At 38.1% G+C, this 25,495-nt stretch carries 19 protein-coding genes and 5 pseudogenes; 16 read left to right on the top strand and 8 right to left on the bottom strand.

Annotated elements, in window-relative coordinates; genetic code table 11:
• Positions 1 to 149 precede the first annotated feature (149 nt).
• From N1I87_RS01265 to N1I87_RS01280, 4 genes are read left to right on the top strand one after another with little or no spacing between them, the layout of a single operon-like run.
• A complete protein-coding gene (locus N1I87_RS01265) occupies positions 150 to 1,733 on the top strand; it encodes a C-terminal helicase domain-containing protein (RefSeq protein WP_341100306.1) in 1,584 nt (527 codons plus the stop codon).
• A gap of 5 nt (positions 1,734 to 1,738) precedes the next feature.
• The gene (locus N1I87_RS01270; protein ID WP_341100308.1) at positions 1,739 to 2,512 is read left to right on the top strand and encodes a DUF4391 domain-containing protein; all 774 of its coding nucleotides are present in this window, start codon (positions 1,739 to 1,741) and stop codon (positions 2,510 to 2,512) included.
• Positions 2,513 to 2,525: 13 nt separating this feature from the next.
• Entirely contained in the window at positions 2,526 to 4,364 is a 1,839-nt protein-coding gene (locus N1I87_RS01275; protein WP_341100310.1) for a site-specific DNA-methyltransferase, read from the top strand.
• A gap of 3 nt (positions 4,365 to 4,367) precedes the next feature.
• On the top strand, positions 4,368 to 7,328 hold the full coding sequence (locus N1I87_RS01280; protein WP_341100312.1) for a type III restriction-modification system endonuclease: 2,961 nt from the start codon (positions 4,368 to 4,370) through the stop codon (positions 7,326 to 7,328).
• A gap of 214 nt (positions 7,329 to 7,542) precedes the next feature.
• Here N1I87_RS01280 and N1I87_RS01285 read toward each other — a convergent pair whose 3' ends face one another.
• Positions 7,543 to 7,878, bottom strand: a complete 336-nt coding sequence (locus tag N1I87_RS01285) for a thioredoxin family protein (RefSeq protein ID WP_445285676.1) — start codon at positions 7,876 to 7,878, stop codon at positions 7,543 to 7,545.
• Positions 7,879 to 8,067: 189 nt separating this feature from the next.
• On the opposite strand from N1I87_RS01285, the gene N1I87_RS01290 reads away from it, so the two are divergent.
• Positions 8,068 to 8,433: a nucleotide pyrophosphohydrolase gene (locus N1I87_RS01290; RefSeq protein ID WP_445285677.1), complete on the top strand. Its 366-nt coding sequence runs from the start codon at positions 8,068 to 8,070 to the stop codon at positions 8,431 to 8,433.
• Between the two features lie 289 nt (positions 8,434 to 8,722).
• Here the strand turns inward: N1I87_RS01290 and N1I87_RS01295 are convergent, their stop codons facing one another.
• Complete coding sequence (locus tag N1I87_RS01295) at positions 8,723 to 9,703, bottom strand: DMT family transporter (protein ID WP_341100313.1); 981 nt, start codon at positions 9,701 to 9,703, stop codon at positions 8,723 to 8,725.
• Positions 9,704 to 10,084: 381 nt separating this feature from the next.
• Here N1I87_RS01295 and N1I87_RS01300 point away from each other — a divergent pair, with 381 nt between their 5' ends.
• The 6 genes and pseudogenes from N1I87_RS01300 to N1I87_RS01325 all read left to right on the top strand — a co-directional run bounded on the left by N1I87_RS01300 (position 10,085) and on the right by N1I87_RS01325 (position 15,189).
• On the top strand, positions 10,085 to 11,266 hold the full coding sequence (locus N1I87_RS01300; RefSeq protein ID WP_341100314.1) for an IS701 family transposase: 1,182 nt from the start codon (positions 10,085 to 10,087) through the stop codon (positions 11,264 to 11,266).
• A gap of 243 nt (positions 11,267 to 11,509) precedes the next feature.
• A complete protein-coding gene (locus N1I87_RS01305) occupies positions 11,510 to 12,112 on the top strand; it encodes a lysophospholipid acyltransferase family protein (RefSeq protein WP_341100316.1) in 603 nt (200 codons plus the stop codon).
• 268 nt (positions 12,113 to 12,380) lie between these two features.
• A complete protein-coding gene (locus N1I87_RS01310) occupies positions 12,381 to 12,569 on the top strand; it encodes a hypothetical protein (protein WP_341100318.1) in 189 nt (62 codons plus the stop codon).
• A gap of 212 nt (positions 12,570 to 12,781) precedes the next feature.
• Positions 12,782 to 13,234, top strand: coding sequence for a MerR family transcriptional regulator (locus N1I87_RS01315; RefSeq protein WP_341103246.1), 453 nt, complete (start codon positions 12,782 to 12,784; stop codon positions 13,232 to 13,234).
• 364 nt (positions 13,235 to 13,598) lie between these two features.
• Positions 13,599 to 14,181: pseudogene (locus tag N1I87_RS01320) on the top strand (DUF421 domain-containing protein).
• 363 nt (positions 14,182 to 14,544) lie between these two features.
• Entirely contained in the window at positions 14,545 to 15,189 is a 645-nt protein-coding gene (locus tag N1I87_RS01325; RefSeq protein ID WP_341100320.1) for an SDR family oxidoreductase, read from the top strand.
• Positions 15,190 to 15,262: 73 nt separating this feature from the next.
• Here N1I87_RS01325 and N1I87_RS01330 read toward each other — a convergent pair whose 3' ends face one another.
• The 3 genes from N1I87_RS01330 to N1I87_RS01340 form a co-directional block, all read right to left on the bottom strand.
• Positions 15,263 to 15,604 (bottom strand): VOC family protein, encoded by a 342-nt coding sequence (locus N1I87_RS01330; protein WP_341100322.1) that lies wholly within the window; start codon positions 15,602 to 15,604, stop codon positions 15,263 to 15,265.
• A 463-nt stretch (positions 15,605 to 16,067) separates the two neighbouring features.
• A complete protein-coding gene (locus tag N1I87_RS01335; RefSeq protein WP_270584767.1) occupies positions 16,068 to 17,351 on the bottom strand; it encodes an IS110 family transposase in 1,284 nt (427 codons plus the stop codon).
• A gap of 308 nt (positions 17,352 to 17,659) precedes the next feature.
• Positions 17,660 to 18,745 (bottom strand): S-layer homology domain-containing protein, encoded by a 1,086-nt coding sequence (locus N1I87_RS01340; protein WP_341100325.1) that lies wholly within the window; start codon positions 18,743 to 18,745, stop codon positions 17,660 to 17,662.
• 573 nt (positions 18,746 to 19,318) lie between these two features.
• Between N1I87_RS01340 and N1I87_RS01345 the strand changes: the two genes are divergently transcribed.
• Positions 19,319 to 20,986 carry a S8 family peptidase gene (locus N1I87_RS01345; RefSeq protein WP_341100327.1) on the top strand — a complete coding sequence of 556 codons (1,668 nt, stop codon included), beginning with the start codon at positions 19,319 to 19,321 and terminating at the stop codon, positions 20,984 to 20,986.
• A gap of 216 nt (positions 20,987 to 21,202) precedes the next feature.
• On the opposite strand, the pseudogene N1I87_RS01350 reads toward N1I87_RS01345, so the two are convergent.
• Positions 21,203 to 21,432: pseudogene (locus N1I87_RS01350) on the bottom strand (transposase); the annotation flags it as partial.
• On the opposite strand from N1I87_RS01350, the pseudogene tnpA reads away from it, so the two are divergent.
• Both tnpA and N1I87_RS01360 read left to right on the top strand, forming a co-directional pair.
• Positions 21,413 to 21,601 (top strand): annotated as a pseudogene (tnpA, locus tag N1I87_RS01355) (IS200/IS605 family transposase); the annotation flags it as partial. The pseudogenes N1I87_RS01350 and tnpA overlap by 20 nt on opposite strands.
• A gap of 17 nt (positions 21,602 to 21,618) precedes the next feature.
• Positions 21,619 to 22,734: pseudogene (locus N1I87_RS01360) on the top strand (RNA-guided endonuclease TnpB family protein); the annotation flags it as partial.
• Between the two features lie 102 nt (positions 22,735 to 22,836).
• Here the strand turns inward: N1I87_RS01360 and N1I87_RS01365 are convergent.
• Together N1I87_RS01365 and N1I87_RS01370 are read right to left on the bottom strand one after the other, a co-directional pair.
• Entirely contained in the window at positions 22,837 to 22,998 is a 162-nt protein-coding gene (locus tag N1I87_RS01365; RefSeq protein WP_341100328.1) for a hypothetical protein, read from the bottom strand.
• 90 nt (positions 22,999 to 23,088) lie between these two features.
• Positions 23,089 to 23,550: a MarR family winged helix-turn-helix transcriptional regulator gene (locus N1I87_RS01370; RefSeq protein WP_341100329.1), complete on the bottom strand. Its 462-nt coding sequence runs from the start codon at positions 23,548 to 23,550 to the stop codon at positions 23,089 to 23,091.
• Between the two features lie 228 nt (positions 23,551 to 23,778).
• Here N1I87_RS01370 and N1I87_RS17965 point away from each other — a divergent pair, with 228 nt between their 5' ends.
• Together N1I87_RS17965 and N1I87_RS01375 are read left to right on the top strand one after the other, a co-directional pair.
• Complete coding sequence (locus N1I87_RS17965; RefSeq protein WP_445285678.1) at positions 23,779 to 23,946, top strand: Ig-like domain-containing protein; 168 nt, start codon at positions 23,779 to 23,781, stop codon at positions 23,944 to 23,946.
• A gap of 218 nt (positions 23,947 to 24,164) precedes the next feature.
• Positions 24,165 to 25,330 (top strand): annotated as a pseudogene (locus N1I87_RS01375) (IS256 family transposase).
• Positions 25,331 to 25,495 lie beyond the last annotated feature (165 nt).

The raw sequence follows: 25,495 nt of genomic DNA on the forward strand, positions 1-25,495 counted from the left end.
GCCAACCAGGCTACCATGCCCACCACTCCACGTCAAGTCGCGCAGAGTGTCCCGATTCTACTTAATCATGGGTTATCTGGTCTTTCAATACTTGTTGCATTTAATATTGCAATTTAAGATCGTTTTATTATGAGAAGTACGATACAAAAGTGTCAAACGGGCGAGTTTTGAAACAAACCGACCGTGAAAACAACCTCGTTTACTTAATGAAAACGAATTTGCTGAAACGGCTCGAGAGCAGTATTCATTCTTTTTCGTTAACATTAGAAAGCATTATCAAGAAAATTGATTTACATATCCGTAAAATCGAAAATTATCATTCATCCTTTGAACCCATTGAAAACGATGATGATATTGATTTGGACGATCCTGAACTTGAAGATGCTTTAATTGGATCAAAAGTAAAAATTTTGCTTCAAGATATTGATTTAATTCGTTGGAAAGAAGATTTATTGTATGATCGAGACATTTTAGTAAAGCTGTTAAAACGTGCTAAGCGAATCACTCCTGATCGTGATCAAAAATTATTGGCTCTCAAAGAAATTATTCAAACGAAAATTGAGAATCCAATTAATGGTCAAAATAAGAAATTATTAATTTTTACAGCGTTTGCTGATACAGCAAAATATTTATATGAGAATTTACATCAGTGGATTTTACATAATTTCGGGCTGCACTCTGCTGTTGTTACAGGTTCTGATCATCCAAAGACAACATTGAAGATGAAAAAAGTCGATTTCAATAGCGTATTAACGAACTTTTCGCCTATTTCTAAAGAGAGAGAAAAAGTCATGCCGAATATGACGGAAGAGATTGATATTCTCATTGCAACTGATTGTATTTCGGAAGGGCAAAACTTGCAGGATTGCGATTATCTCGTCAACTATGATATCCACTGGAACCCAGTGCGTATCATTCAACGATTTGGACGCATTGACCGGCTAGGAAGTAAAAATGAACGTATTCAATTAGTGAACTTTTGGCCATCGATGGAGTTAGATGAATACATTAATCTAGTCGGCAGGGTCAAAGACCGAATGACCATTCTTGATATTTCTTCCACCGGTGAAGAAAACGTTATCGCCGACAACAGCAACGAAATGAAAGATCTCGAATATCGCCGTAAACAACTAGAAAAATTACAAAACGAAGTCATTGATTTAGAAGATATTTCTGGGAATATTTCATTAACGGATTTCACTATGGATGATTTTCGAATGGATTTATTAAATTTCATGAAGAAAAACAAAGATGTAATCGAGAATGCCCCTCTAGGTTTATTTAGCATTACAACGAATAAAAATGAAAAACTGCGAGAAGAAATTAAGCCCGGGATTATTTTCTGCTTGAAACAAATCAATAATTTCACAGCGTCTAGTGAGCAAAATGCGCTTCATCCATATTATTTGGTTTATGTGAAAGAAGACGGTGAAGTGTTATATAACCAAGTCCATATCAAGAAAATTCTCGATATCTATCGTTCGTTATGTAATGGACAAAAGGAAGTGGAAGAAGACTTATATGCTACGTTTTATGAAGAAACAAACAACGGAAAAGAAATGGGAAAATACAAAGCATTATTAGAAAAAGCGGTTGAAGATATTGTGGGAAAAATTGATCAGCAATTGACACTGAATATTTTTAGCTTAGGAAACTTAGATGGCCTTGTGACAAATGCGAATACAAGTTTGCAGGATTTTGAAATCATTTCTTATCTTATTATAAAAGGGTGAGAGTGATGGCTGGATTAATGTTTTACCGTATGATTGGGCTGGACGATAAAGTTCGTCCGCTCTATAAAAAATTAGATAAAAAGATGTTTTATGATTTCGCCGATTTAAACAAGAAAGAAAAAAACTTCATTACAAAATATATTGAACGAATCGAATTAACTTATTTATTAACCCCTAGTATGATCAATATCCAGCCATTTATCAACGAAGAATACCATTATGAAGGGGTTATGTTTATTACGATTCAACTGAGGGAGGAAGCGAAAGACAATCATCTGCCGGTCATCGGTGAAATCATCCAAGGGGCGCTTCCGAACCCTGTGGTGATTGTCTTTGAAAAGCAAGATCATATTCAAGTCGGTACCTGCTTAAAACGGTTAAATAAAGTGGATTCATCGCAAGTCGTATTAGAACAGTTTCATTATACTCCTTGGATGGATCTAGACAATCATGATGAGACGGTCGAGCAGTTTATAAAGGCAATCCATGTAACGAACATATCGTTCTACAATTTCTTTGAGTTTTATAAAGAAATCGATTTAGCTGTGCAAGCATTTCAGAATACAGCCATTACAGGTCAATTTCATGTGATTAAGGATGAAGAGCAGCATGAAAAGCAACAACAATTCATTCAGCAAATCACAGAGCTAGAAAATGAAATTACTAAATGGAAAAATAAAATGAAAAAGGAAACCCAGTTTAATCGAAAAGTTGAATATAACATTAAGATTCAACAATTGATAAAACAAATTGAGCAGATGAAACAACAATTGTTGTGAAAGGGGAACAACTATGAATAGACTGGATGGGAAATCATTGGATTTAGTTAAAACGAACATTGAATCATTAAAGAAGCTATTCCCGGAAGTTGTCACAGAAGGAAAAATTGATTTTGAAAAGTTAAAACTAGTGCTTGGAGAAGAAATCGAAAAACGGAACGAAAGATATGAATTCACATGGCACGGCAAAACGCAGGCAATGAAACTTGCACAAACGCCGTCAACGGGAACACTTAGACCAGACAAAGAATCAAGTAAAAACTGGGATACAACGGAAAACCTTTATATTGAAGGAGACAACCTCGAAGTACTAAAGTTGTTGCAAAAATCGTACTTTGGGAAGATAAAGATGATTTATATTGACCCACCGTATAATACGGGGAAAGACTTTGTATACAAAGATGACTTCCGTGATAATATTAAAAATTACAAAGAAATGACTCAGCAAACAACGAAAGCAAATACGGAAACAAACGGAAGATATCATACTGATTGGTTGAATATGATATATCCCCGTTTGAAATTAGCTAGAAATTTGTTAACAGATGATGGTGTTATCTTTATAAGTATTGATGACAAAGAGTTATTTAACTTAAAGAAAATTTGTGATGAGATTTTCGGAGAAGATAATTTTTTAGGAAATGTTGTTAGAGCAACTGGTACAACTACTGGACAAGATAGTGGAGGTTTTGGAAGTTCTTTTGATTATATTTTGGTTTATTCAAAGGATATTGACTTTGAAATTGGTGGAATTCCGTTATCAGAGGAAGATGAGAGTCGCTTTAATTTAGAAGACGAAAAGGGGAAATTTTCAATTTTACAGCTTAGAAAAACAGGAAGTGCAGACAGAAGAATAGACAGACCTAACATGTATTATGAGATTTTGGCACCAGACGGTACTAAGGTAGTTCCAATAGGACCCGGTGGATACGAGAGTCGGTGGAGAGTTGGAAAGGATACTTATAAAAAATTAGAAAGTGAAAATATGATTTATTGGAAAAAAATAGATGATAAAGGATGGGTACCGTATGTAAAATATTATCTTGAAGGGAGAACAAAACGTCCTTCTCCTTTATGGGATGATATTGAAGGAAATAAGAAAGCTTCCTTGCAAGTGAAAAGTTTGTTGGGGAATAAAGGATTTGACACACCTAAACCATTAGAATTAATAAAAAGATGCATTCAGGTAGCGAATGCTGACAATAATAGTATTATTTTAGACTTTTTTTCAGGCTCAGCAACAACCGCACATGCCGTTATGCAGTTAAATGCGGAAGACGGCGGTAATCGTAAGTTTATTATGGTGCAATTGCCTGAGTTAACTGATGAAAAATCAGAGGCGTATAAAGCGGGATATAAAAACATTTGTGAAATCGGGAAAGAACGCATTCGCCGCGCTGGTGAAAAAATTGTTCAAGAAACAGGAAAAACGGATTTAGATATTGGTTTTAAAGTGTTTAAGCTTGATTCTTCTAACGTCAAAACTTGGGACCCTGATTTTGAGAACTTGGAGCAAACCCTTTTCGACCTGCAGGATAACATAAAAGAAGACCGTACAAAAGAAGACTTATTATATGAAATTTTACTAAAAATCGGTTTGCCGATCACTACGCCAATTGAAGAGATTGACTATAATGGTAAAACTATTTATAACGTCGGTTTTGGTTCTGTTTTATTATGCCTGGAAAATGAAATTGATTTAGATATAGTGAATGAGATGATGAAACATCGGTCAGAGCACATGCAGCCAAAAGTCATTTTCAAAGAATCTGGTTTCATCAACGATTCAGTAAAAACAAACGCCATTCAAACTTTGAAAAAGAACGGAATCACAGATGTTAGGAGTGTATAAGACATGAAATTAAAGTTCATTTCTGATTTAGACTATCAAAGACAGGCGATTGATTCCGTTGTGCAAATATTTAATGGACAAAAAATGAAACAGTCCAATTTTACCGTTTATTATGGAAATCAAGAAGAAGCTGGTATGATTCAAACGGCATTAGGCATAGGGAACCGTTTAGATCTTACGTCTTATGAAATCTTAAAAAATGTGCAAGAAATCCAAATGAAAAACGGCTTACCGCGTAGTGAGACGCTCGATGGAATGAATTTTACTGTCGAAATGGAGACAGGGACAGGAAAAACGTATGTGTATTTACGGACGATTTACGAATTAAATAAACATTATGGTTTTACGAAGTTTGTCATTGTTGTGCCTTCTGTGGCGATTCGGGAAGGAGTATATAAGTCACTTCAAATTACAAAAGAGCATTTTAACGAATTGTATGATCATACTCCGTTAGAGTATTTTATTTATGATTCACAAAAGCTAGATCAAGTTCGAAACTTTGCTACTGCGACAACCATTCAAGTGATGATTATTAATATTGATGCGTTTCGCAAGAGTTTTGAAGACCCAGATAAAGAGGATAAAGCGAATGTTATTCACCGAACCAACGATCGTTTAAACGGTTATAAACCTATTGAATTTATTCAACAAACGAATCCGATTGTTATCATTGATGAACCACAAAGTGTCGATACGACACCAAAGTCGAAAATGGCGATAAAGTCGTTAAATCCGTTATGTACGTTGCGTTATTCCGCTACCCATGTTGATAAATATAATATGATTTATCGTCTTGATGCGGTTGATGCGTATAATCAAAAACTTGTGAAGAAAATTGAAGTAATGTCTATCCGTTCGGAACCGTCCTATAATTTACCTTATATTAAATTACTCGAAGTAAAAGAAGGAAAAGCAAAAATTGAGATTGATGTTGAATCACGTGGAAAAGTAAAGCGGAAAACCAGAACAGTCAAATATGGAGATGACTTATACGATATTTCGGGAGAACGCGAATTATACCGTGGTTATATTGTTGAACAAATTGATTGGACTAAAGGTAATGAATCTATTGAAGTAAACGGTCATTATTTGCGGATAGGCGATGTCATTGGTGATATTGATGATGATGAAATAAAACGATATCAAATACGCAAAACGATTGAAGAACATTTAGACAAAGAATTACGTCTTATTCCACGTGGAATAAAAGTATTAAGTCTTTTCTTCATTGATAAAGTGGCAAACTATCGAGATTATGACAAAGATGGTAATCCTGTAAAAGGAAAATATGCCATTATGTTTGAAGAAGAGTACAATAAATTAATTCAAAAACCAAAATATCATACATTATTTAATGATATCGATGTCAATATGGACGTAGAAAAAGTACATAACGGGTATTTTGCCCAAGATAAAAAAGGAAAATTAAAAGATACAAAGGGAAATACGCAAGCCGATAGCGATGTTTATAATTTGATTATGAAACATAAAGAGCGATTATTAAGTTTAGATAATCCACTAAGATTTATTTTCTCACACTCTGCACTTCGCGAGGGTTGGGATAATCCGAATGTGTTTCAAATTTGTACGTTAAAAGATTCGTCAGGAACATATGTGTCAAGACGACAAGAGATTGGACGCGGCTTACGCTTAGCGGTTGATCAAAACGGTGAACGTGTTCAAGATTATAACATCAATACGTTAACGGTTATGGCTAATGAATCGTACGAAGAATTTGTAGCCAATTTACAAAAAGAGATGGAAGAAGAGACAGGAGTCACATTTGGTAAATTCGAAAAACATGTCTTTGCTAAATTAGTTTATTTTGATGAGAATACTGAAGAACCTGTACAGATGGGGTATGATTTATCAACTAAACTATATGAAGAATTAAAACAAAAGAATTACATCGATCATCATGGAAAGGCAACTCAACAATTAAAAGAAGACCTTGAAAACTATAATTTAAATCTAAGTGATGAATTTCAACCTTGGCAGCCGTCCATATATAAAGAAATTAATCATTATTTAAAACAATTGCCAATAAAGGACGGAACTAAAAAGAGAAAAGTACAGTTGAATAAAGCGATATTAGATAGTAAAGAATTCCTTGAGTTATGGGATAAAATTAAATACAAAACAGTTTATTCTGTGGAATTCGATAGCGAATCATTAATCAAGAGAAGCATTGAAAGCATTAAAAAAATGCCGGATATTGGAAAAATTCGTATTTTAAGTCGCAAAGAACAAGTGACTATGGACAAAGTAGAGGGGATTCAGGGGCAAATAGTTAGTCAAAGAGTTGAAGACTATGTTACCACTCATCATACATTGCCAGATGTTATTACGGAATTGCAAAATCGGACAAATTTAACGCGAAAAACGATAGTGAAAATTTTGGTTGGCTGCAAGCGATTAGAAGATTTTAAAAACAATCCTCAAAAGTTTATTGAAGAAGTGACAAATATCATCCAACGTGAAATGAAGCTACTTTTAAAAGACGGAGTAAAATATTACAAAATTGGAGAGGATTCGTATTATGCGGTGGAGTTGTTCCAAAGCGAAGAACTGATTGCGTATCTAAATGATAATGCCATCCAAAGTGAAAAATCACCTTATGACCATATCGTTTATGATTCGGATATTGAAGCGAGTTTCGCTCAGCGTTTTGAAAACGATGAAAACGTCAAAGTATATGTTAAACTGCCAAGCTGGTTTAAAATCGACACTCCTATAGGCTCTTACAATCCTGACTGGGCCCTTGTCGTGGACAAAGATGGTGAAGAAAAACTATACTTCGTACTCGAAACGAAAGGAACGCAAATCGAGGAATTCTTACGTCCAAAAGAAAGAGCAAAAATTGAATTTGCCCGCAAACATTTTGAAGCAATCGGTACAAATATTGAATTCATCGGTCCTGAAAAAGATGTTGATGATTTTATGCTACGGGCATTAAGCCGTTAATAGTTCTATTTTATGACAGAAGCTTGTTGGGGCTTCTGTTTTTTGTGTGGAGAGACACATCTTTTATTGTTTGTTTAATATCTTTAAATTCTGGCCATTTTAGACAACGCTTAGATACCTCTTTACAAAATAATTATCCAACAAAACTAAGTTTCATAGTAGAAAAAGAGGATGGCTAGAGAAGGTCATTTTTTAATGACCTTTTGAGTCATCCTCATTCTTGTGTTAACCAATAAATTTTTTCCACTTTTTCCCGAAACGGCTCGACATGAACAAATCGCACTTCCCGAAGTACTTCTTTCCCATCTACAAATAACAACAAAACGGGGGCGGTGAAAATGGTAAAACGCCCTGCAATTTCCGGAACGTGATCGGCATTGACAAGAGCCAGTTGAATATTGGGGAAATCAGCCATGACATTTTGAATTTTTGGCAATAAATCATGGCACACACTACAACGATCTCTGGATATATATAAAAACGCTAAATGGTGATTGTTGACAAAATCATCGACTTCTTTGATTGAAAATAGTTCCTTCATGACATTCAAAAGTAAGTCCCCTTTCGCAACGATTTGGAACAAAAGCGTAAAATGATTATAACACGCCAAACAAGAGAACCGGATCATCGGTGCTCAGATGCAATCGAATAATGTCGAAAAAACTTTTCATTAAGTGGCTGAGATGAAATCCCTACAAGAAAAGCAAAAGAGCTGTCTAAGTTTTTGATACAATTCATAATGAAATCATTTTATTATTCAGAGGTGACCACGTTGAAACATTTACAGCAAAAAATCATTGAATTCCGCGATGCTCGTAATTGGAGTCAGTTTCATAATCCAAAAGATTTAGCGATTTCATTGAGTTTAGAAGCAGGGGAATTGCTAGAGAATTTTCAATGGAAAAGCAGCGAGGAAGCTGTGGAAGTGAACTTTGAAAATATAAAAGACGAAATCGCCGACGTAGTCATTTATGCACTGTTGCTTTCGCATGAATTAGAGATTGATTTAGAGGAAGCCATTAAAGAGAAAATAAAGAAAAACGAACAAAAATATCCAATAGAAAAATCTTTTGGATCGAAAAAGAAATATACGGAATTAAAGTAGTAAGGCTGGATCCATAAGAGGCTAACAACAACAGGAAAATCGAATGTCTAAAAAATCTGCCAATGCTTGATGAAACGCTGCCAATTTGGCGGATTTCTTACGGGATGGAAAGCAACTATTTTCGTTGCGATGGCTAGCAGGATCTATTATAGCCGCCACAAGGGCCCAAACAATAAAAAATGCTAAAAAATGGTGCAAAATGTAGGTGTCCAAACAGATCAATCAAATAAAATAGTATAAAAATGAAAAAAGAGCCCAATTTTGATGAAGAAACAGGGCTCTTTTTTAATCAATTTGACCGTACTTGAGATTGAACTTTTGGATTGGCGCTAAGTTTTGCTGGTTTTTTGTCTGCAAATAAAATCAGACATGAACCAATCATAATGAAAACAATTCCGGCTGCTGTATTGGCAGAAATAGCTTCATTCAAGAGAAAGAAGGCTAAGATCGGAGCTAATGCCGGTTTGATAAAGAACACCGTAGAGGTTGTAGAAGCGGATGTGACGTCCATTGCTAAAAAGTAGAAAGCAAATCCAAGTCCCGTCACAAAAATACCAATATAAATTAAGCTAGGCAATGTACTCCATGTAATTCCTTGGGTGACAGGCACATTCGCAAACACATCCAGTCCAATGCTTGTAAGCCAATTAGATACAGCATTTATTTTTGAAATAAGAATGAGAGCAAGAATCTCTAAACTGCCTGTTACAAAACTGAAACAAGTTAAGATAACGCCATCGCATTTATATTGTTGAATTCCTTTTTTGCCTACAACGCTATAGAGGGCAAATGAAACGGCTGATAATAGTGCATAAACAATGCCTGCTGGATTAGAAATTTCGAATGGATTTACAATGCTTAAAATGCCGATCAAGCTAATGATTAATGCCCATATGGTTCGCTTAGTCAGTTTCTCTTTTAATAGAAAATGGGCAAGCGGAACGACAAAAAGTGGATTGCAGCTGAATAGTATTGCTACGGTTGATGCCTTTGTATAAACAATCGCTAATTGATAAAACGTCATACTAACGACAACGCATAAAAAACCTGTGATGATGAAAAAGAATAGATGTTCTTTTTTTAAAGTAAACCCACTTTTTCTCATATGTTGAATAGCAAGAGGAGCTAAAATCATCGCTCCAATAAAGAAACGTATAAGATTCAGTTGAATAGGATGAAAGTCAAAGTCACTAGACATGACTTTAATCACAATCTCCATCGTACTAAAAAGAACAGCAGATAGAATGATATATAGAAAACCTTTTTTCATCTTGATTACCTCGATTTTTTAGAATCGTGCAGTCGTCTGAGTATTAAATGTAGACAACTATTCATTATTCCCTTTGACACAAGCATCATTATAGTTCAGTATTTCACAAATGAAAAAGAGCAGTTATGTGAATTACTGAACAATATATCCGCTTTGAATAAAATGAAAACGATTGTTTAAAAGATATCTTAAGAATGCTCTGTTTTTTGAGCACTTTTATGGTTTTGGCATTAAAAACATATATTGGCATTTTTTCTGTATTTACTGTAGATGAGCAAATTCGCTAACATAAATTTACAACCAAACAAAAAAGAAGACATGAACCCGATTCCTTGGTTAGAATAGATGTGCCACAACTACTCACAAGGGGGTTCATGTCTCATGAATAGATTAGCACATCACCTAGGAATCCACAAGTTTTTGACGATGTTGGGGTTGGCACTTTATTTCTCAAAACCTGTCATGAAGCATCTCGTTCATATCGTGGATGCGATGATTACAAAGGGCTTTTCGGGAACACTGACCGATCTACATCACGGGAGTTTTCATCCGAACCATCGCACGACACTCAGCCATTTTTTCACGAAAAGCCCATGGGAAGAAGAGACGTTGCTTCGCAAACTCCAGCAGTGGGTGCTTCATCGTGTCGAACGCAGCTCGAAACGAGAGAATCAACCCATTTTTGTTTCGATCGATGATACGATTTGCCAAAAAACGAAGCCCTCGTCACGGGCAACACACGCCATTCAAGGGTGTGATTGGCACTATTCTCACGCAGAGAAAAAGTCGATCTGGGGACATTCTCTCGTTTGGCTCATGGTTCATACGATGACCCAAGCGTTTCCTTTTGCCTTTCGCCTCTACGACAAGACGGCGGGGAAAAGCAAAGGGGAACTCGCGATCGAGATGCTTTCTTCGTTGGATGTGAGTCGACCCGTTTATGTGCTCATGGACTCTTGGTACCCATCGAAAACACTCGTGGAAGCCTGCCTGAAAAAAGGATTCCACGTCATTGCGATGCTCAAGACGAATCGGGTTCTTTATCCAAAAGGCATCGCCATCCAAGCCAAACAGTTTGCCCGCTATATCGAACCGAACGACACCCATCTCGTCACGGTGGGAGAAGAGCGTTATCGCGTGTATCGCTACGAGGGAGCGCTGAAAGGTCTCGATGATGCCGTTGTGTTGTTGGCTTGGAAAGCCGATCAGCCGATGACACCTGAACATCTTCACTGCGTCTTGAGCACCGACCGGGAGCTAAGCGATGAAGAGATCTTGCGCTACTATGCCCAGCGTTGGTCGATCGAATGCTTTTTTCGACAAGCGAAAGACCAGCTGAAGCTCGATGGGTACCGCGTTCGCGGGCGTCGGGCGGTGAAACGGTATTGGATCTTGGTGCAACTCGCTTATGTGTACAGTATGGTCGAATCCAACAGCGATTTCTCTACCGGGCTTGACTTCCTTCGAAAGAAGAAAGGACATAGCCTCGTGGAGTTTATTTACGATGCAGCGAAACAAGATATTCCCATTGATGTCGTTAAAAAACAGCTTCATGTGGCATAAGGGGTACTCCGTTTGTCTCTTTTTACATGGTAATTATTGTAATGAAAATTGCTCAACTACAGTATTTATAACACTTGGAATGAAGGTCAAAAAAGGTTTATGAAAATTTATAAATATTTTAGAACTTAGGAATTTTTCATCCTAAGAGTATGTTAAAATGAAGAGAAGGCAGAAAAGAGAATCTTCTGCCTCTTATTCTTTGCCTCTCCATATCATGATGTTGTGAAAGATTGGAGGAAATTCATGTATCGACTGATCAGTACGATCTTATTGTTGTTAGTGAAAATGTTTCGCCTTTTAAAGGTGAAGGGGAAAGAGCATATTCCATCCGATGAAAGATTTGTGGTGACGTGTTCTCATAGGGGATGGGTCGATGTCATTATGTTGGCTCTCGCTCTTTATCCGATATCTGTCCATTATATGGCGAAGCAAGAGCTCTTTAAGGGAAAATGGAGAGATCGTTTTTTTCGCTCTATTAACGCATTTCCTGTCAATAGGGAAAATCCGGGGCCGAGTGCTTTAAAAATTCCTATGCAGATCTTGAAAAAGAACCAATGTGTAGGCATATTTCCGAGCGGGACACGAACAAGTGAAGATGTTCCTTTAAAAAGAGGGGCTGTGACTGTCGCATTAAAATCGAATGCCCCTATATTGCCTGCTGCTTATAAAGGTCCAACCAATTTCAGCGGATTATGGAAGGGAGAAAAATCGCACGTTCTATTCGGTGAACCCCTTATCTTTGATAAAGAAAAACAAGAAATGAACCGAGATGAATTAATCGAGTTTGCCTTAAAACGATTAGAGACCCGAATAAAAGAGTTGGAAAATGATTTAGAAAAAGAATAAAGGCACGATACCCATCGATTGGATGATGGGTATTTTTATTGAATTGCAATTATATAAATGGTATAATTTACATCGACAAAAATCCGATTGTTTAAGCGCACGCGTGCCCTAACAGGTAAGTGCTTAAGTCATGTAATAATGAAGACTATATTATTAAAGACGGGTGATTCTCAAAGGATTCTTGTGTTATTACTAAGTGAGTATCGGTAGGTCAAGATGGATACTTTGTCAAAAAGCCTAGTGAAGATAAAAAGAAAGAGGCGATGAAATGGTGAAAGATGCAGAGCGATCTCTTTCAAAAAACATCGTTTTAGCCATTTTGGATACAATCACATTGGGCATTCCCATTTATGCTGTCAATTTTATAAAGCGGCCAAAAAAGACATTAAAAATTTCTTTCATTGTCATTCCCGTTGTTTCGATTATTGCTTGGTTGCTTGCGTCATGGAGTGAATGAAGCCCTGGAAGTAAGGGCTTTTTATTTTGTCTTTTTCGTTGGTAAAGATGAGCAATCTGTATGGAAGAGAGATAGAACAATTCTGTGAACTTGGTTTTGGACAGGGGAGAGCGCTCATATCGGTTCCCGTTTTTCATGTATAATAAATAGAAGAACGGATTTCATCCCCTTCATCGAGGAGATGCAGTCAGAAGGAGATTTAGGTGAGGAACATGGATGAATTAAAAATAGATGACGTGGCCAAGCAAAGCGGTTTAACGAAACGAACGATTCGATACTATGAACAAATTGGGCTTCTGCCTTCTCCTCCGAGAAGCAAAGGGGGAATTAGACTTTATTCACAACAGCATGTTGAGTTTTTAAAGAAAATTACGAACGCAAAAGAAGTGTTGGGATTTACTCTTCAAGAGCTGCAACATTTTATTTCTTTAAGCAATACATTGGAACAGCAGAGAGTGAAATACAGACAGGTAAAAGGAACAAGCGAACAAAAAGACAAAGCGGAGGATTTAATTCAAGCTTTAACCGATCTTTTAAATACAGTCGATGCGCAATTATTGCTCATTGAACAGAAAAAGGAAAAGATTTTAAAAGTGGAGTCGGAATTGATGGACTTAAAAAGCAGGGCGGAAAAGGCCATTGAACGATTGGAAAAGGAGAAATAAGATAAGATGGCCATCGGCAAGGGGTCAACTCCCGCAAATGGTTGGCTGGAGATAACGAGCTGTTCGGGGCAGTTTCTCCGCAGCCTGGATTTCGTTTGACCTTTGTGTCTCGAAGGGTAGAGAATTTCTGATCATTGATGCAAGATCCTTTTCAAGCATAGTTGAAATCGGTGGAAAACCTGAGTCAACTGTGCTTTTTTATTTAGGATGAGAAATTAAATGCTTTCAAGAAAGTGAATGGAAGAAGAACTTGGTTCATATCGGAAGCAGCACACTCATAGCACCTTTGGGCATCTGGATTCATACATGCATGTTCTAAGCGCAGCCTACACATATTAATGAATAATGGAAGGAGAAGGGAGTTATGGTGTTGCTTAGGACTATTGGAAAAGCTTTATTTCTTATCTTTGCTGGCATACTGCTCCTTCGGATTGCAGGAAGAAAAACTATTTCACAAATGACGTTGCCGGAAACGATTATCATTATCTCGATAGGAACTATTATTGTAGAGCCGGTGGCGCAAGAAAGCCTCTTAGGCACCATTTTGGCGTCTTCCACGTTTATCGTGGCATTGGTCGTGACCGAATTTTTGCAGATGAAGTCGAATCGATTAGAAACATTTATATCCGGAAAAGCAATGGTCGTCATTCAAAATGGACAAATTCAAACGGATGCGCTGCGTAAACTTCGATTAACAGTGGATCAAGCTGGAATTGCGTCTTCGTCAGCAAGGCATTGCCAATTTTTCTGATATAAAAACAGCTACGATTGAACCAAGCGGACAATTAGGATATGAGTTGACAGAGGATGCCAAGCCTTTAACCGTGGGGGAGTTTAAAAAGTTGATGCAAGCCTATATAAAGAATGAAGAATCTAAAGAAAGCTCCCAAATAAATATTTTTGATGAAATTACAGAGAAAAAGTCTACTCCTGATTCATTGAAATAAAAGAACGGCTCAGACATTTAGGCGCCGGAGGGAAAAAGCTGTTTCTTACCATTCATTTTAGTAATAAAAAGTTGAACGTGGGAAGCGTGATTCATTTGCCGATGATATAAAATTTTGTACAGAATGATTAGAAATCAGCAAAGGGCGCCTATTGTAAATTTTTTGTTTAAGCTGATGTGGACATTGCAAGTGATCAAACGATGCATGATATAATAAATTGAAACGTAAATGGGGAGTATGTCCCATAAAGTGGATGGAATATATCGGTTTGTTTCGTTTGCATAGCTCGGGCTAAGAGAGATAAAAAGGAATGAAACATCAGGTTTTGTTTAAGAAGGATAAGAATGGGAGGAGTTGGGAATCTTGAAAGTTTTGGTTGTTGGAGCGAATGGCCAAGTTGGGCAGCATGTTGTTCGGTTATTAAAAGAAAGCAATGAACATACAGTGCGAGCGATGGTCAGAAAAGAAGAACAGGCTCAATCTTTCGAAAAATTGGGTGTAGAAACAGCGATTGCCGATTTGGAAGACAGCGTGGACAAAATTGCGGAAGCGGCGGAAGGCTGTGAAGCCATTGTCTTTACTGCCGGCTCCGGTGGGCATACAGGAGCAGACAAAACGCTGTTGGTGGATTTGGATGGAGCTGTGAAAACAATGGACGCTGCCGAAAAATTGTGGATCAAGCGGTTTATTATGGTGAGCGCCATTCAGGCCCACAATCGAAAAAACTGGAGCGAGGCCATCAAGCCGTACTATGTGGCTAAACACTATGCGGATATTATGCTGGAACAAAGCAGTTTAGCCTATACCATTATCCGGCCGGGAGGATTGTTGAACGAACCGGGAACAGGAAAGATTTTTGCGGCTGAAAATTTAAATAGAGGGACGATTTCGCGGGAGGATGTCGCGAAAACGATTGTAGCCTCTCTGGATGAGGAAAATACGTATTATCGCTCCTTTGATCTTATTTCCGGTGAAATTCCGATTGCGGATGCTTTGAAAAACCTATAGTCTTTTTTAAAAAAGCCCTCCATCCGTATTTCAGCATCTCTTTGATACGGATCAAGGGCTTCTTTTTTTGCCATTATTTTTGATAATTCAAAAGCCAGCCTATGCCGTACTTGTCTATTACATTGGCATGGAGAGCGCCCCAAAACGTATCTTGCAGTTCCAAAATCGCTTGGCCGTCGGCAACCAATGATTGATATACTTTACGAATTTCTTCTTCACTGTCAAATTCGATCGTGATTTTGACATGATCTCCTTTTTCCACACGGCCGAAAGGATCGGAGAAATGGATGATGCTGTTTCCAAGATGCAGCTCGGCATGCAAACATTTGCCTTCATGGCCTTTAAACATTTCGACATCGTCTGCTAATTGAACATTTTTAATTTCTCCGCCCAATACTTCTTGATAATAATTCAATCCTCTTGACAATTTTCCACAATGATATAAGGATTGACGCTTTTCATATTTTATCCTCCCTCAATAAAGTTTATTTTTCTCCCGAATACTCGCTTTTTCTCAAAATTTCATAGACACTTAATAGAATACACACCTCATTTAATGGATATATGTTGAATTTTTTTAAATAATTTACATGGTAGGGGGCATCCTATCAACCAAATTGTATTTATTTGGTAAAAATAAGGTATAACCGTGCTTCATCATCTCCACATCACTCACGGTCGCTAACCCTCCCACATCTCTCCGGATTGAATTCCATACATTCCTTCGTCCTGCGTATCCATGAGGTGGAGGTTGGATATGCTCCTTTGCTGGGTCACATGCCCGTATGGAATAAATAAGCTCCAACTCTGCACTATTGGTGTTTGTCATTTGAGATAATTACGGTATTCTGAAATGATTTCATGAACTTAATAAAGCCTTAAGCTGCCTGTAATGAATCGATTTGAGGCAAACCTCTCAATAACTTTGAACCATCAAATTCACACTGTTTTTGACCAATGACAAATAAGACACGTAGTAATTTACAACACAAGGCAATCAGTGACTGCTGTTTCTTCAAAGGTCGATCAGGACGCTTTGTGTAGTATTGATGCAGGGCTTTAAACGTTGGATTATGGGCAACGAGTGGACGAATGGCCAAGTATAAAGCTCTTCGCAATCGACTTCGTCCTCGTTTTGTGATCTTGGTTTGCCCCTTAAACTTCCCGGAACTATGTTCACGTAATGACAGCCCTGCCAGATTTACTAATTGCTGGGGATGACTATACTTTGTTATATCCCCGACCTCAGCGAAGAATAGCGCGACTGTTGTAGGACCTAAGCCTTGAATATTGATCATTTCCTTCGCTCCAGGTATCGTTACTACAAGTGCTTCCAGATCCTTATCTAACTGTCCTAATTGCTCTTTGTATAGCTCATATTGATCGAGTAAATAATCCAATTCACGTTTAGCAAACTTGATACCAATTTGGATACCAATGCTCTTTTTCGCTGCTTCTATTAACTTTGTAGCTCGTTTGATTCCTACACCACGGTTTACTTCTTGTTTCCATTTCGCAAGAACTTCTTCTGATGTCATTTCTTTAATCTGAGAGGGGAATGGAAAGTTTCTTAATGTACAAAGAGCTGCCTTTCCTTCCCAGTCTTTAAATACATCGAAAAACTCCGGAAAGTAACGCTGGATGTGATTTTGAATACGACCTTCTGTGATCATAAGCTGCTGGATGAGCTGATCTCTTAATTTGACGCCTTCTCTTAGCTCTGCATAGATGCCATCTAAGAGATTTGGTACGGAGTATCGCCCATCTTTAATCAGCTGTGCAATCACACGTGCATCTTTCGTATCGTTTTTAGTTGGAGAGTTATCATCCAGCTCTTTAGTTTTTTTGACATGCATAGGATTGACCAAGACAAAGTCATAACCTTTAGCAGTCAAGAAATAGGCCAGACTCAGCCAGAAATGACCGGTCGGCTCAACACCAAAAATGACATGTGTTTTTTGGTGTTCCTTTTGATGCCTCGAAACCCAATCAAGCAGTTTTTGATAGCCATGTATGCGATTTTCAAAGATCAGTCTTTTTCCAAATTCGATTCCTCGATCATCCTGAGCTCGAGCGACGTGTTTGTCTTTGGCGATATCAATGCCTACAATTAATGTTGATGGTGTAATTTGCGAGATTTTACGATTTTGCGTATAATTCATCTTGAGTCCTCCTTGGTAATTATTAATTCGGGGTCAATGCATTGACACCCTGTACTATACCAAGAGGGCTCTTTTTGTTTCAAACCTCAAATTTCTTCATTACAGGAATAGCTCCTTTGCCATTCAGAAGCGATAGTTTCAGTATAGCAACTTCCTATCTGATTTAAACTTTTGGCTTTTTTATATTTCTTCTGCCAAATGGATGAGATGAAGTAACTCAATCAGAGTTACAGAATAACGTTGGTAAATAAGGATTATTTAAAAACCCCCTGTTCACAAGAAACAGGAGGCTTTAAGAAAAAATCATATCAGAGTCCGAAAAGCGGAAGCTCGTCCGGATCTGTGCTATATGCTTGGAAATCATAGATTTTCCATTTTTGACTCTTTGAATCTAGCTTTAAAAAGAATAGACCAGATAGATCTTCGGTTACATCAAAATTAAAGTCTGGAGATTTTAATGTGATTTTGACTTTTGCATTGGTTAATTCTACTGTTGCATAACGATTATTTAAAGTTTTTACGTTATAAGTAGGATCCCCGATAGGTTCAATCGTGATTTGAGCATTTTCATTCTTCAACGATTGATAAAAGTCAATTGATTCTAAACCTGATGCTCGGTAATAGCCGATTGTATTGTCTTTATACAATTGAGTTAAAGCATCAAAATTCTGATCTTTTATATATTGGCTTTCATTTGATTCAAATTGCTTTACAAAATCGATCAATTGCTGCTGGTCGGGAAGTGCTGTTGTCTCTTGGTGCAAAGCACGATAAATCATAACAATGGCTTGTGCTCGGGTTGCCAAATCATTCGGTTTAAAAGTAGTTCCATAGCCTTGGATGATTCCGTTGGCCGCATTTTTATGAATGGCCTCATAAGCAAAGCTTGATTTTGGCACATCGCTAAAAGTTTTACGAATGGGGTTAAACTGAATGGTGTTTTGGAAAGCATTGTACACCATTTTAGCAATTTCACTGCGTTTAATTTTGTCTCCCGGATGGAATGTTCCATCGTTTCGTCCACTAATAATGCCGTTACTGCTTGCAATTTGAACATATGGATAATACCAAGCGCCGGATTTTACGTCAGCAAAAGACTTGGCTTTTCCTTTTAACTGCAGTCCCATTGCATTGACAATCATTTTCGTAAATTCGGCTCTCGTAATATTTTCATTTGGCTTTACATAGACGGAAGGGAATCCATCTTCATCATACTGTATCTTTCCATCAATAATATCAGCAGATAAAAAGTCCTGTATCTCGTCATGTGCCCAATAATCATCGTCCACATCTTCAGGATAGTACATGTCTGATGTCTTTTCAGCGGCCGACACCATTTTGAAAGGCACAAGAAGCACCAACAGCAAGGCTAGAATAGGAATAACTTTTTTCATATAATCCCCCCTTTTTTTGTAAAAAGTGCTTGTTGTTCTATTTTAAGAGAAAAAGCTCTAAATAGTCACTATTAATTTTGAAAAATAAGATTAAATCAGCCCAAAGACCTGATATTTTGTCAAAATTAACATATTATAAGGATTTTACTCCTGGCGAAAAAGATGTAATATTTATGCTGGATTTCCAATGAATAGTTTTTTGAAATTGAACAGCAGTATGAACACGTTCAACATGAGATTCTGCTCCACTTATATTTTGACAACGATTAATGTTTTCCGAAATCTCTTTGAGGAGGTAGTGAAGAGAACATCATGATCAAAATAACACCAATTATGGAGATGTTACTGTAACCTGAAAAATTTAAGGAAGCGATCGAGAAATAAATAGAGATAGATTGTACATGGAGAATCGCCAGCCACTTTCTCCGCCGATGATGCAAAAGATTCCATTTATACCGTTTTGTAGAGCAGATGTAAGGTGATATAATGAGGATAAAAGATTGTAATATCTTTCTAATTTGGTCTTTACATAGAATAATAGAATAAAACTGTGTGCCTCTGGGGGAATATAAGATGAAGAAAAAAACGGCATTTTATGCTTTATCACTGTCGGTTTCTTTGGCTTTAGGGTTGAATGTTGGATCGGGGATTGCCTCGGCAAATGACCAGCCCTCTTCTCAAAAAGGCGAAAAAGAAGTGGTCGTCGTTTATAAAAACATGAAAGGAAAAGAGGCCGCTATTGAAAACAGCCATGATGTAGAACATCAATTTAAAAGCATTCCGGCCGTTTCTGTTACGGCGGACAAACAAGACGTTCGTCAATTAGAGTCGAATCCAAATATTGCCTATGTGGAAGAGAATGTTCCGTTTCAATTGGCTGATTCGAGTTTTCAAACGTTAAGTACAAAACGTGCCGTTTCTTCCAACGAAAAAACTTGGGACATGCAGGCGATTAATGCATCCAAAGCTTGGGAAAACGGGGTGACCGGAAAAGGCGTCAAAATCGCCGTGATTGATACGGGGATTGCCCCTCATTCGGATTTGAATATTGCAGGCGGAGTTTCCACTGTCGATTATACCTCTTCCTATAAAGATGATAATGGACATGGTACTCATGTGGCCGGGATCATTGGCGCTAAACGTAATGGCATAGGGATCGCCGGTGTCGCACCGGATGCTCAGATTTATGCCGTAAAAGCGTTGGATAAGAACGGAAACGGAAACTTGCAAGATATTGCAGAAGCTCTGGATTGGGCGATTGCAAATAAGATGGACATTATTAACATGAGTTTTGGGACAAGCACCGACTCCAAAATCCTTCATGATTTAGTCGATAAGGCATATAAAAGCGGCATCTTGCTTGTCGCAGCAGGAGGAAATAACGGGAATTCATCCGGTACAGGAGATACGGTGGAATATCCGGCCAAATACAGCAGTGTTGTAGCGGTATCTTCATTAAATTCAAATAAAAATCGTTCTGTTTTTTCCGCAACTGGTCCGGAAATTGAAGTATCTGCACCGGGTGAAAATATCGTCAGCACTTATTTGAATGGAGAGTATGCAGTCGGAAGCGGCACCTCGATGGCGACTCCTCACGTGGCCGGCATGTTGGCTCTATTAAAACAAATGCATCCTAATGAATTGAATAGCCAGCTGCGGGCAGAGGCGGAGAAGGAAGCAATGGATCTTGGAAAAAAAGGAAAAGATGACTGGTACGGCTACGGAATGGTCTTTTATCACCCATTGAATGTATCTTCCAAGAGTGCGAGTGAAACCGTACAAGTTAAGTTAAAGATCGCTCAGCAAGCAGTGGAATCGGCAGAGAAAAACCGTACGAAGAAATATGTGGATGCTACGCAGCAAGCGATCAATAGCTTGGACAATGGGGCGGACAAAACGCAGCTGCAAAAAAGGCTTGATGCCGTTAAAAAAAGCTTGTCTGATCAGGCTCAAAAACTAGTTTCGTATGTCGAACATCATCGTTCTCATGCCAATGTCGAAAAAGCGCTCCAAGCGATCTCCAACCTGCCGGCAGGCGCGGAAAAAAACAATTTGCTAACGAGAATCAATAAAGTGCAATACTTGATCAACTTGCAGCAAGCTCAAAAATATGTGAATTTAACTCAAAAATATAAGACAAAATCTTACAAATCAGTAGCGCAATCTTATATTAACAAACTTCCAAAGGGGTCAGAAAAAACAAGGCTTCAAAAACGGCTCAATTCAATGCAGGTTCGGTAATAGAAAAACGAGGCTGACTCAAAAGCAAAATGACTTTTGAGATCAAGCCTCGTTTTTGTTGGAAATTCTCTTTATTTGATTTGAACTAACTGTTCAATTGAGAAAGTTCTCTCTTTTTAGAGGGTCTTTTAACTTCCCTCCGAAAGAAGTCTCCTACTTCTAAACGTGAAAGTGCGGAGGCACCAGTGAAAGTGGGAGATGAATTTCGGTTAGGCGTAGCCTAAAGTTGTCTCTTTTTTGTGCTATGATATAAACAGTGTTATATAAATGGAAGGCATTCGGATGTGCTTTGAACAAATATGCACATGGTCAATATCGTGATTCCATTCGACCGAGGAAATATTGTAATTTTCACCAAGTCGAATAAACATATCTTTTGCATAGTCAGATATGGTATCATCAATCACTTGTCTGCGATATTTTACGAGTGAACTATCAAAGTTCATCAATGCCTATAAAAGTGCAAGTTCTCGACTTATCAAAAAGCATTATCCACAAGTGAAAAGAAAACTTTGGAAAGAGTATTTTTGGTCAAGAAGCTTTTGCTTACTTACAACAGGTGGTGCGCCCATTGAAGTGATAAAGCAGTATATAGAAAATCAAGGGAGGAAGTGAGGTGATTCGATACGGCAAACAAAGCATATAAATTTCGTCTGTACCCAACACAAGAACAAGAGCAACTTCTTACAAAAACCTTCGGCTGCGTTCGTTTCGTCTACAACAAAATGTTGGCTGAACGAATGGAAACGTATGAACCATTCAAGGACGACAAAGAAGCTTTGAAAAAGCAAAAAAAATTCCCGACTCCTGCAAAGTACAAAAAGGAATTTCCATGGCTCAAAGAAGTAGACAGCCTTGCGTTGGCAAACGCTCAACTGAATTTGCAGAAGGCATACCAAAACTTCTTCTCTGGTCGTGCTGAATTTCCGAAGTTCAAAAGCCGAAAGGCGAGACAGTCCTACACAACCAACGTGGTCAACGGAAACATTATGCTTTTGGATGGTTATATCAAATTACCGAAACTGAAACTTGTAAAAATCAAACAACATCGAGAAATTCCGTCACATCCTATCATCAAGTCTTGTACGGTTTCTCGAACAAAAACAGGAAAATACTATGTTTCTATTCTCACTGAATACGAACATCAACCTGTACAAAAAGAAGTACAAGCTGTTGTTGGCTTAGATTTTTCCATGAACGGTTTATTTGTCGATAGTGAAGAAGGTAAGACAGCCAATTACCCTCGTTTCTATCGCCAAGCCTTGGGAAAATTAGCGAAAGAACAGCACGTTCTATCACGCAGAAAGAAAGGTTCTAATCGTTGGCACAAGCAACGACTAAAAGTGGCGAAGCTACATGAAAGAATTGCGAACCAACGAAAAGACTTTCTACATAAGGAATCGCACAAATTAGCGAAACTATATGATTGCGTGGTTATCGAAGACCTCAACATGAAGGGAATGTCCCAAGCACTCAATTTCGGCAAAAGCGTTGCTGATCATGCATGGGGCATGTTCACGAAATTTCTCCAATACAAGTTAGAGGAGCAAGGGAAAAAGCTTATCAAAATAGATAAGTGGTTTCCATCATCCAAAACTTGTTCATGTTGCGGTCGAGTAAAGGAGTCTCTATCTCTTTCTGAGCGCATATTCCATTGTGATTGTGGTTTTGTAGCAGATAGAGATTGGAATGCTTCTATCAATATCAAGCGTGAAGGATTGCGACTGTTGGCATTAGCATCATCATAAATAGAGCATGGAACAGGCTCGATAGCTAAGTAAATTTCGTACCGTTAGGTGCGATTACCTTAGAAGCCCCCACCTCTAAGCGAAGAGTAGGTGGCGGGTAGTTCACTTCTGTTTCTTTCTATTGATCATATGAAAAACAGCCCCCATTGCCACTCCAATCGCAACGGCAGTAACTATGTGACCTAGTACAACACCAATGACGGCGCCAATGATTGCACCAAAGGATATCAAGTGGATATTCCGTTCACCGTTTTTCTTAGACATCGTCCATACTCCTTTAATCATCATGTTTTTGGATACTTCCATCCCCAAAAGGGAAGGATGAAAAATGGCATTTATTTTACTTCAGCTCATTCAATCGAGCTTTTCTAGGATTCGAATGATTTTATGGATCGCATAGTCAAAATCAATCAAATCCTCTTCGTCAAGTTGACCTATTTTCTCGCAGAATAGATAATAGAAGTCTTCCCAGCGCTTTTTTACTGTTTCTTTTCCTTTTTCGGTTAACATCAGTTTGACAAATCGCCGATCGCGATCGTTCTTCGTTTTTTCCACATAGTTGTTTTCCGCCAACTTAGCGATCAGAGGGGTCAACTGCTGCTTTGAAATGTTGATGTTTTGCGCTAGTTGGGTCATGGAGATACCCTCCTTAGTATGAAACAATTCCTCCAGTATATGAAATTGCAAATGGGTCAAATCAGACGTTTTGGGTGCGGCCTTATGATTTGCGACAGGTTTGTTCATCTTGTTGTAAATCAGCGGAAGAAGTCGAATAAAGCTCTCCGCGATTTTGTCTGTTTTCGAAGTCAATCCCATGCATCCCTTTCTTGATTTTAATAGACCTTCAAAATTTATTATTAAGGTAGCAAAAGAACCTACTGGAACGCCTATATCCCCTGAACAACTCAAAAAGTATAAAGAGCTGTTCAAACCAATTCCTAATGTAAGACCAAACCAAGCCTTTTCAATTAGTTTTACAACGGAATTAGACCGTTCTACTGTTAACAAGGAAACGGTTTTTGTTCTTAACAAAAAAATGAAAAAGTGGATATAGATCTTCAACTAGCTAGTGATAATAAAACTCTTATTGTAAAACCAGTGAATGCATATGTATCTAGGGAATCTTATACCTTATATATTGACGATGCCATTAAATCAAAAAATGGTAAGAATTTGTTGCAGGCAGTAAAGGTGACTTTTAGCATTCGTTAAAAGTTAAAAGAATTTCTTCGATACAAAATAAAGCGGTGATATAATAGTGTAGTAAATATTCTATCTTCTTGTATTGAATTTAATAAATAAAAGTGGTACAACGACCTCTTGGGTGATGATGCATAAAATTTTGTGTCAAGCATTTGGTTAGACCAAAAGAAAAAGGTAGGGTATTCTCTGATTTGGCCAAAAATCTTAGAGAAAGGAGTACCCTACCTATGTCTAAAAGTATATCGAATATAGATTGGATGAATCAACTGGAAAACGTTATTCGTGAGTTTGTAAAGGAAAAATTAGAGCTGATCATGAAGGAAGAAATCCAGACTTTCCTCGAAATGGAACAAGAGGGAACGTCGAATAGAAGAAACGGCTATTACCATCGAAACCTAGACACGCAGTATGGTCGTATCGAAGGACTTTCTGTTCCAAGAGACCGAAACGGGGAATTTCAAACGCAGCTGTTTGCCCCTTACCAACGCCATACCGGCTGGCTCGAGGAAGCCGTCATCAAGATGTATCAAAGTGGGATGAGTACGCGTGAAATTGGCAAGTTTATCGAACGAATTTTAGGAAATGCCTACTCACCAACAACGATTAGCCATATCACGGATGTGGTAAGGGAAGACATCGAGAAATGGCATAATCGCCCCCTACCCAAGCGTTATTCGGTCTTATATTTGGATGGGTTGTACGTGAAACTTCGTCGAGATACGGTAGAAAAAGAGGTCATTTATGTCGTGTTAGGTGTAAACGAAGAAGGGTATCGTGAAATTCTCGACTTCTTCGTAGGAGGACAAGAAAGTGCCTATGGGTGGCAAGAGATTCTCCACAATCTCTACAAGAGAGGATTACAGGAAGTACTTCTTGGTGTATTCGATGGCCTTCCGGGACTGGAGGAAGCCTTTAAGGCTGTTTATCCGAAAGCCGATGTGCAGCGCTGTGTCGTTCACAAAGTACGTAATACCTTAAATCGTGTTCGGAAAAAAGATCAATTTGAAGTGGCAGAGGATCTCAAACTGATTTATCGCGCACCGAATAAGGAGATGGCGTTACAGATGTTTCAACAGTTTGAGTCGAAATGGTCGAACAAGTATCCGAGAGAAGTTCAATCTTGGGCCAATGAGTTGGATGTCCTCCTTACATTTATGGATTATCCAAGCAGTATTCGAAGTGTGATTTACACGACCAATGCCATTGAACGAACGATCAAAGAGATTCGGAAACGTCTAAAGCCGATGAACAGTTTGAGTAGTTTAGAAGCCGCTGAAAAAGTCATGTATTTGTCCATCCAAGATTTTAATGAGAATGGGCAGGGCGAAAGTTGCGAGGATTTGCCGAAGCCTATGAAGCCCTTCAACGAATGTTTGAAGAACGTTATAACTAACCAAATATTGTAAACGAACAAAATTAAGGGATTCTCCCTTTCCACAGTAGAGACTGAATATTCTGTCTCCTGTTTAGAGGAAATCGAACCCCTATCCATTCCAAATTCATTTCAGAGATACCCTATCTATCTTACATTACACAAAATTCTTGGTACCTCTTTTAT

The organism is Bacillus sp. FSL W8-0102 (genome assembly GCF_038007225.1).
Taxonomy (GTDB): domain Bacteria; phylum Bacillota; class Bacilli; order Bacillales; family DSM-4216; genus Bacillus_O; species Bacillus_O smithii.

Coding starts and splice junctions, on each gene's coding strand:
- N1I87_RS01290 (WP_445285677.1), top strand. CDS start 8,068: ATGAAATCATTTTATTATTCAGAGGTGACCACGTTGAAACATTTACAG.
- N1I87_RS01335 (WP_270584767.1), bottom strand. CDS start 17,351: ATGAATTATACGCAAAATCGTAAAATCTCGCAAATTACACCATCAACA.
- N1I87_RS01270 (WP_341100308.1), top strand. CDS start 1,739: ATGGCTGGATTAATGTTTTACCGTATGATTGGGCTGGACGATAAAGTT.
- N1I87_RS01315 (WP_341103246.1), top strand. CDS start 12,782: ATGGATGAATTAAAAATAGATGACGTGGCCAAGCAAAGCGGTTTAACG.
- N1I87_RS01295 (WP_341100313.1), bottom strand. CDS start 9,703: ATGAAAAAAGGTTTTCTATATATCATTCTATCTGCTGTTCTTTTTAGT.
- N1I87_RS01280 (WP_341100312.1), top strand. CDS start 4,368: ATGAAATTAAAGTTCATTTCTGATTTAGACTATCAAAGACAGGCGATT.
- N1I87_RS01310 (WP_341100318.1), top strand. CDS start 12,381: ATGGTGAAAGATGCAGAGCGATCTCTTTCAAAAAACATCGTTTTAGCC.
- N1I87_RS01340 (WP_341100325.1), bottom strand. CDS start 18,745: ATGAAAAAAGTTATTCCTATTCTAGCCTTGCTGTTGGTGCTTCTTGTG.
- N1I87_RS01370 (WP_341100329.1), bottom strand. CDS start 23,550: ATGGGATTGACTTCGAAAACAGACAAAATCGCGGAGAGCTTTATTCGA.
- N1I87_RS01345 (WP_341100327.1), top strand. CDS start 19,319: ATGAAGAAAAAAACGGCATTTTATGCTTTATCACTGTCGGTTTCTTTG.
- N1I87_RS01275 (WP_341100310.1), top strand. CDS start 2,526: ATGAATAGACTGGATGGGAAATCATTGGATTTAGTTAAAACGAACATT.
- N1I87_RS01300 (WP_341100314.1), top strand. CDS start 10,085: ATGAATAGATTAGCACATCACCTAGGAATCCACAAGTTTTTGACGATG.
- N1I87_RS01305 (WP_341100316.1), top strand. CDS start 11,510: ATGTATCGACTGATCAGTACGATCTTATTGTTGTTAGTGAAAATGTTT.
- N1I87_RS01365 (WP_341100328.1), bottom strand. CDS start 22,998: ATGTCTAAGAAAAACGGTGAACGGAATATCCACTTGATATCCTTTGGT.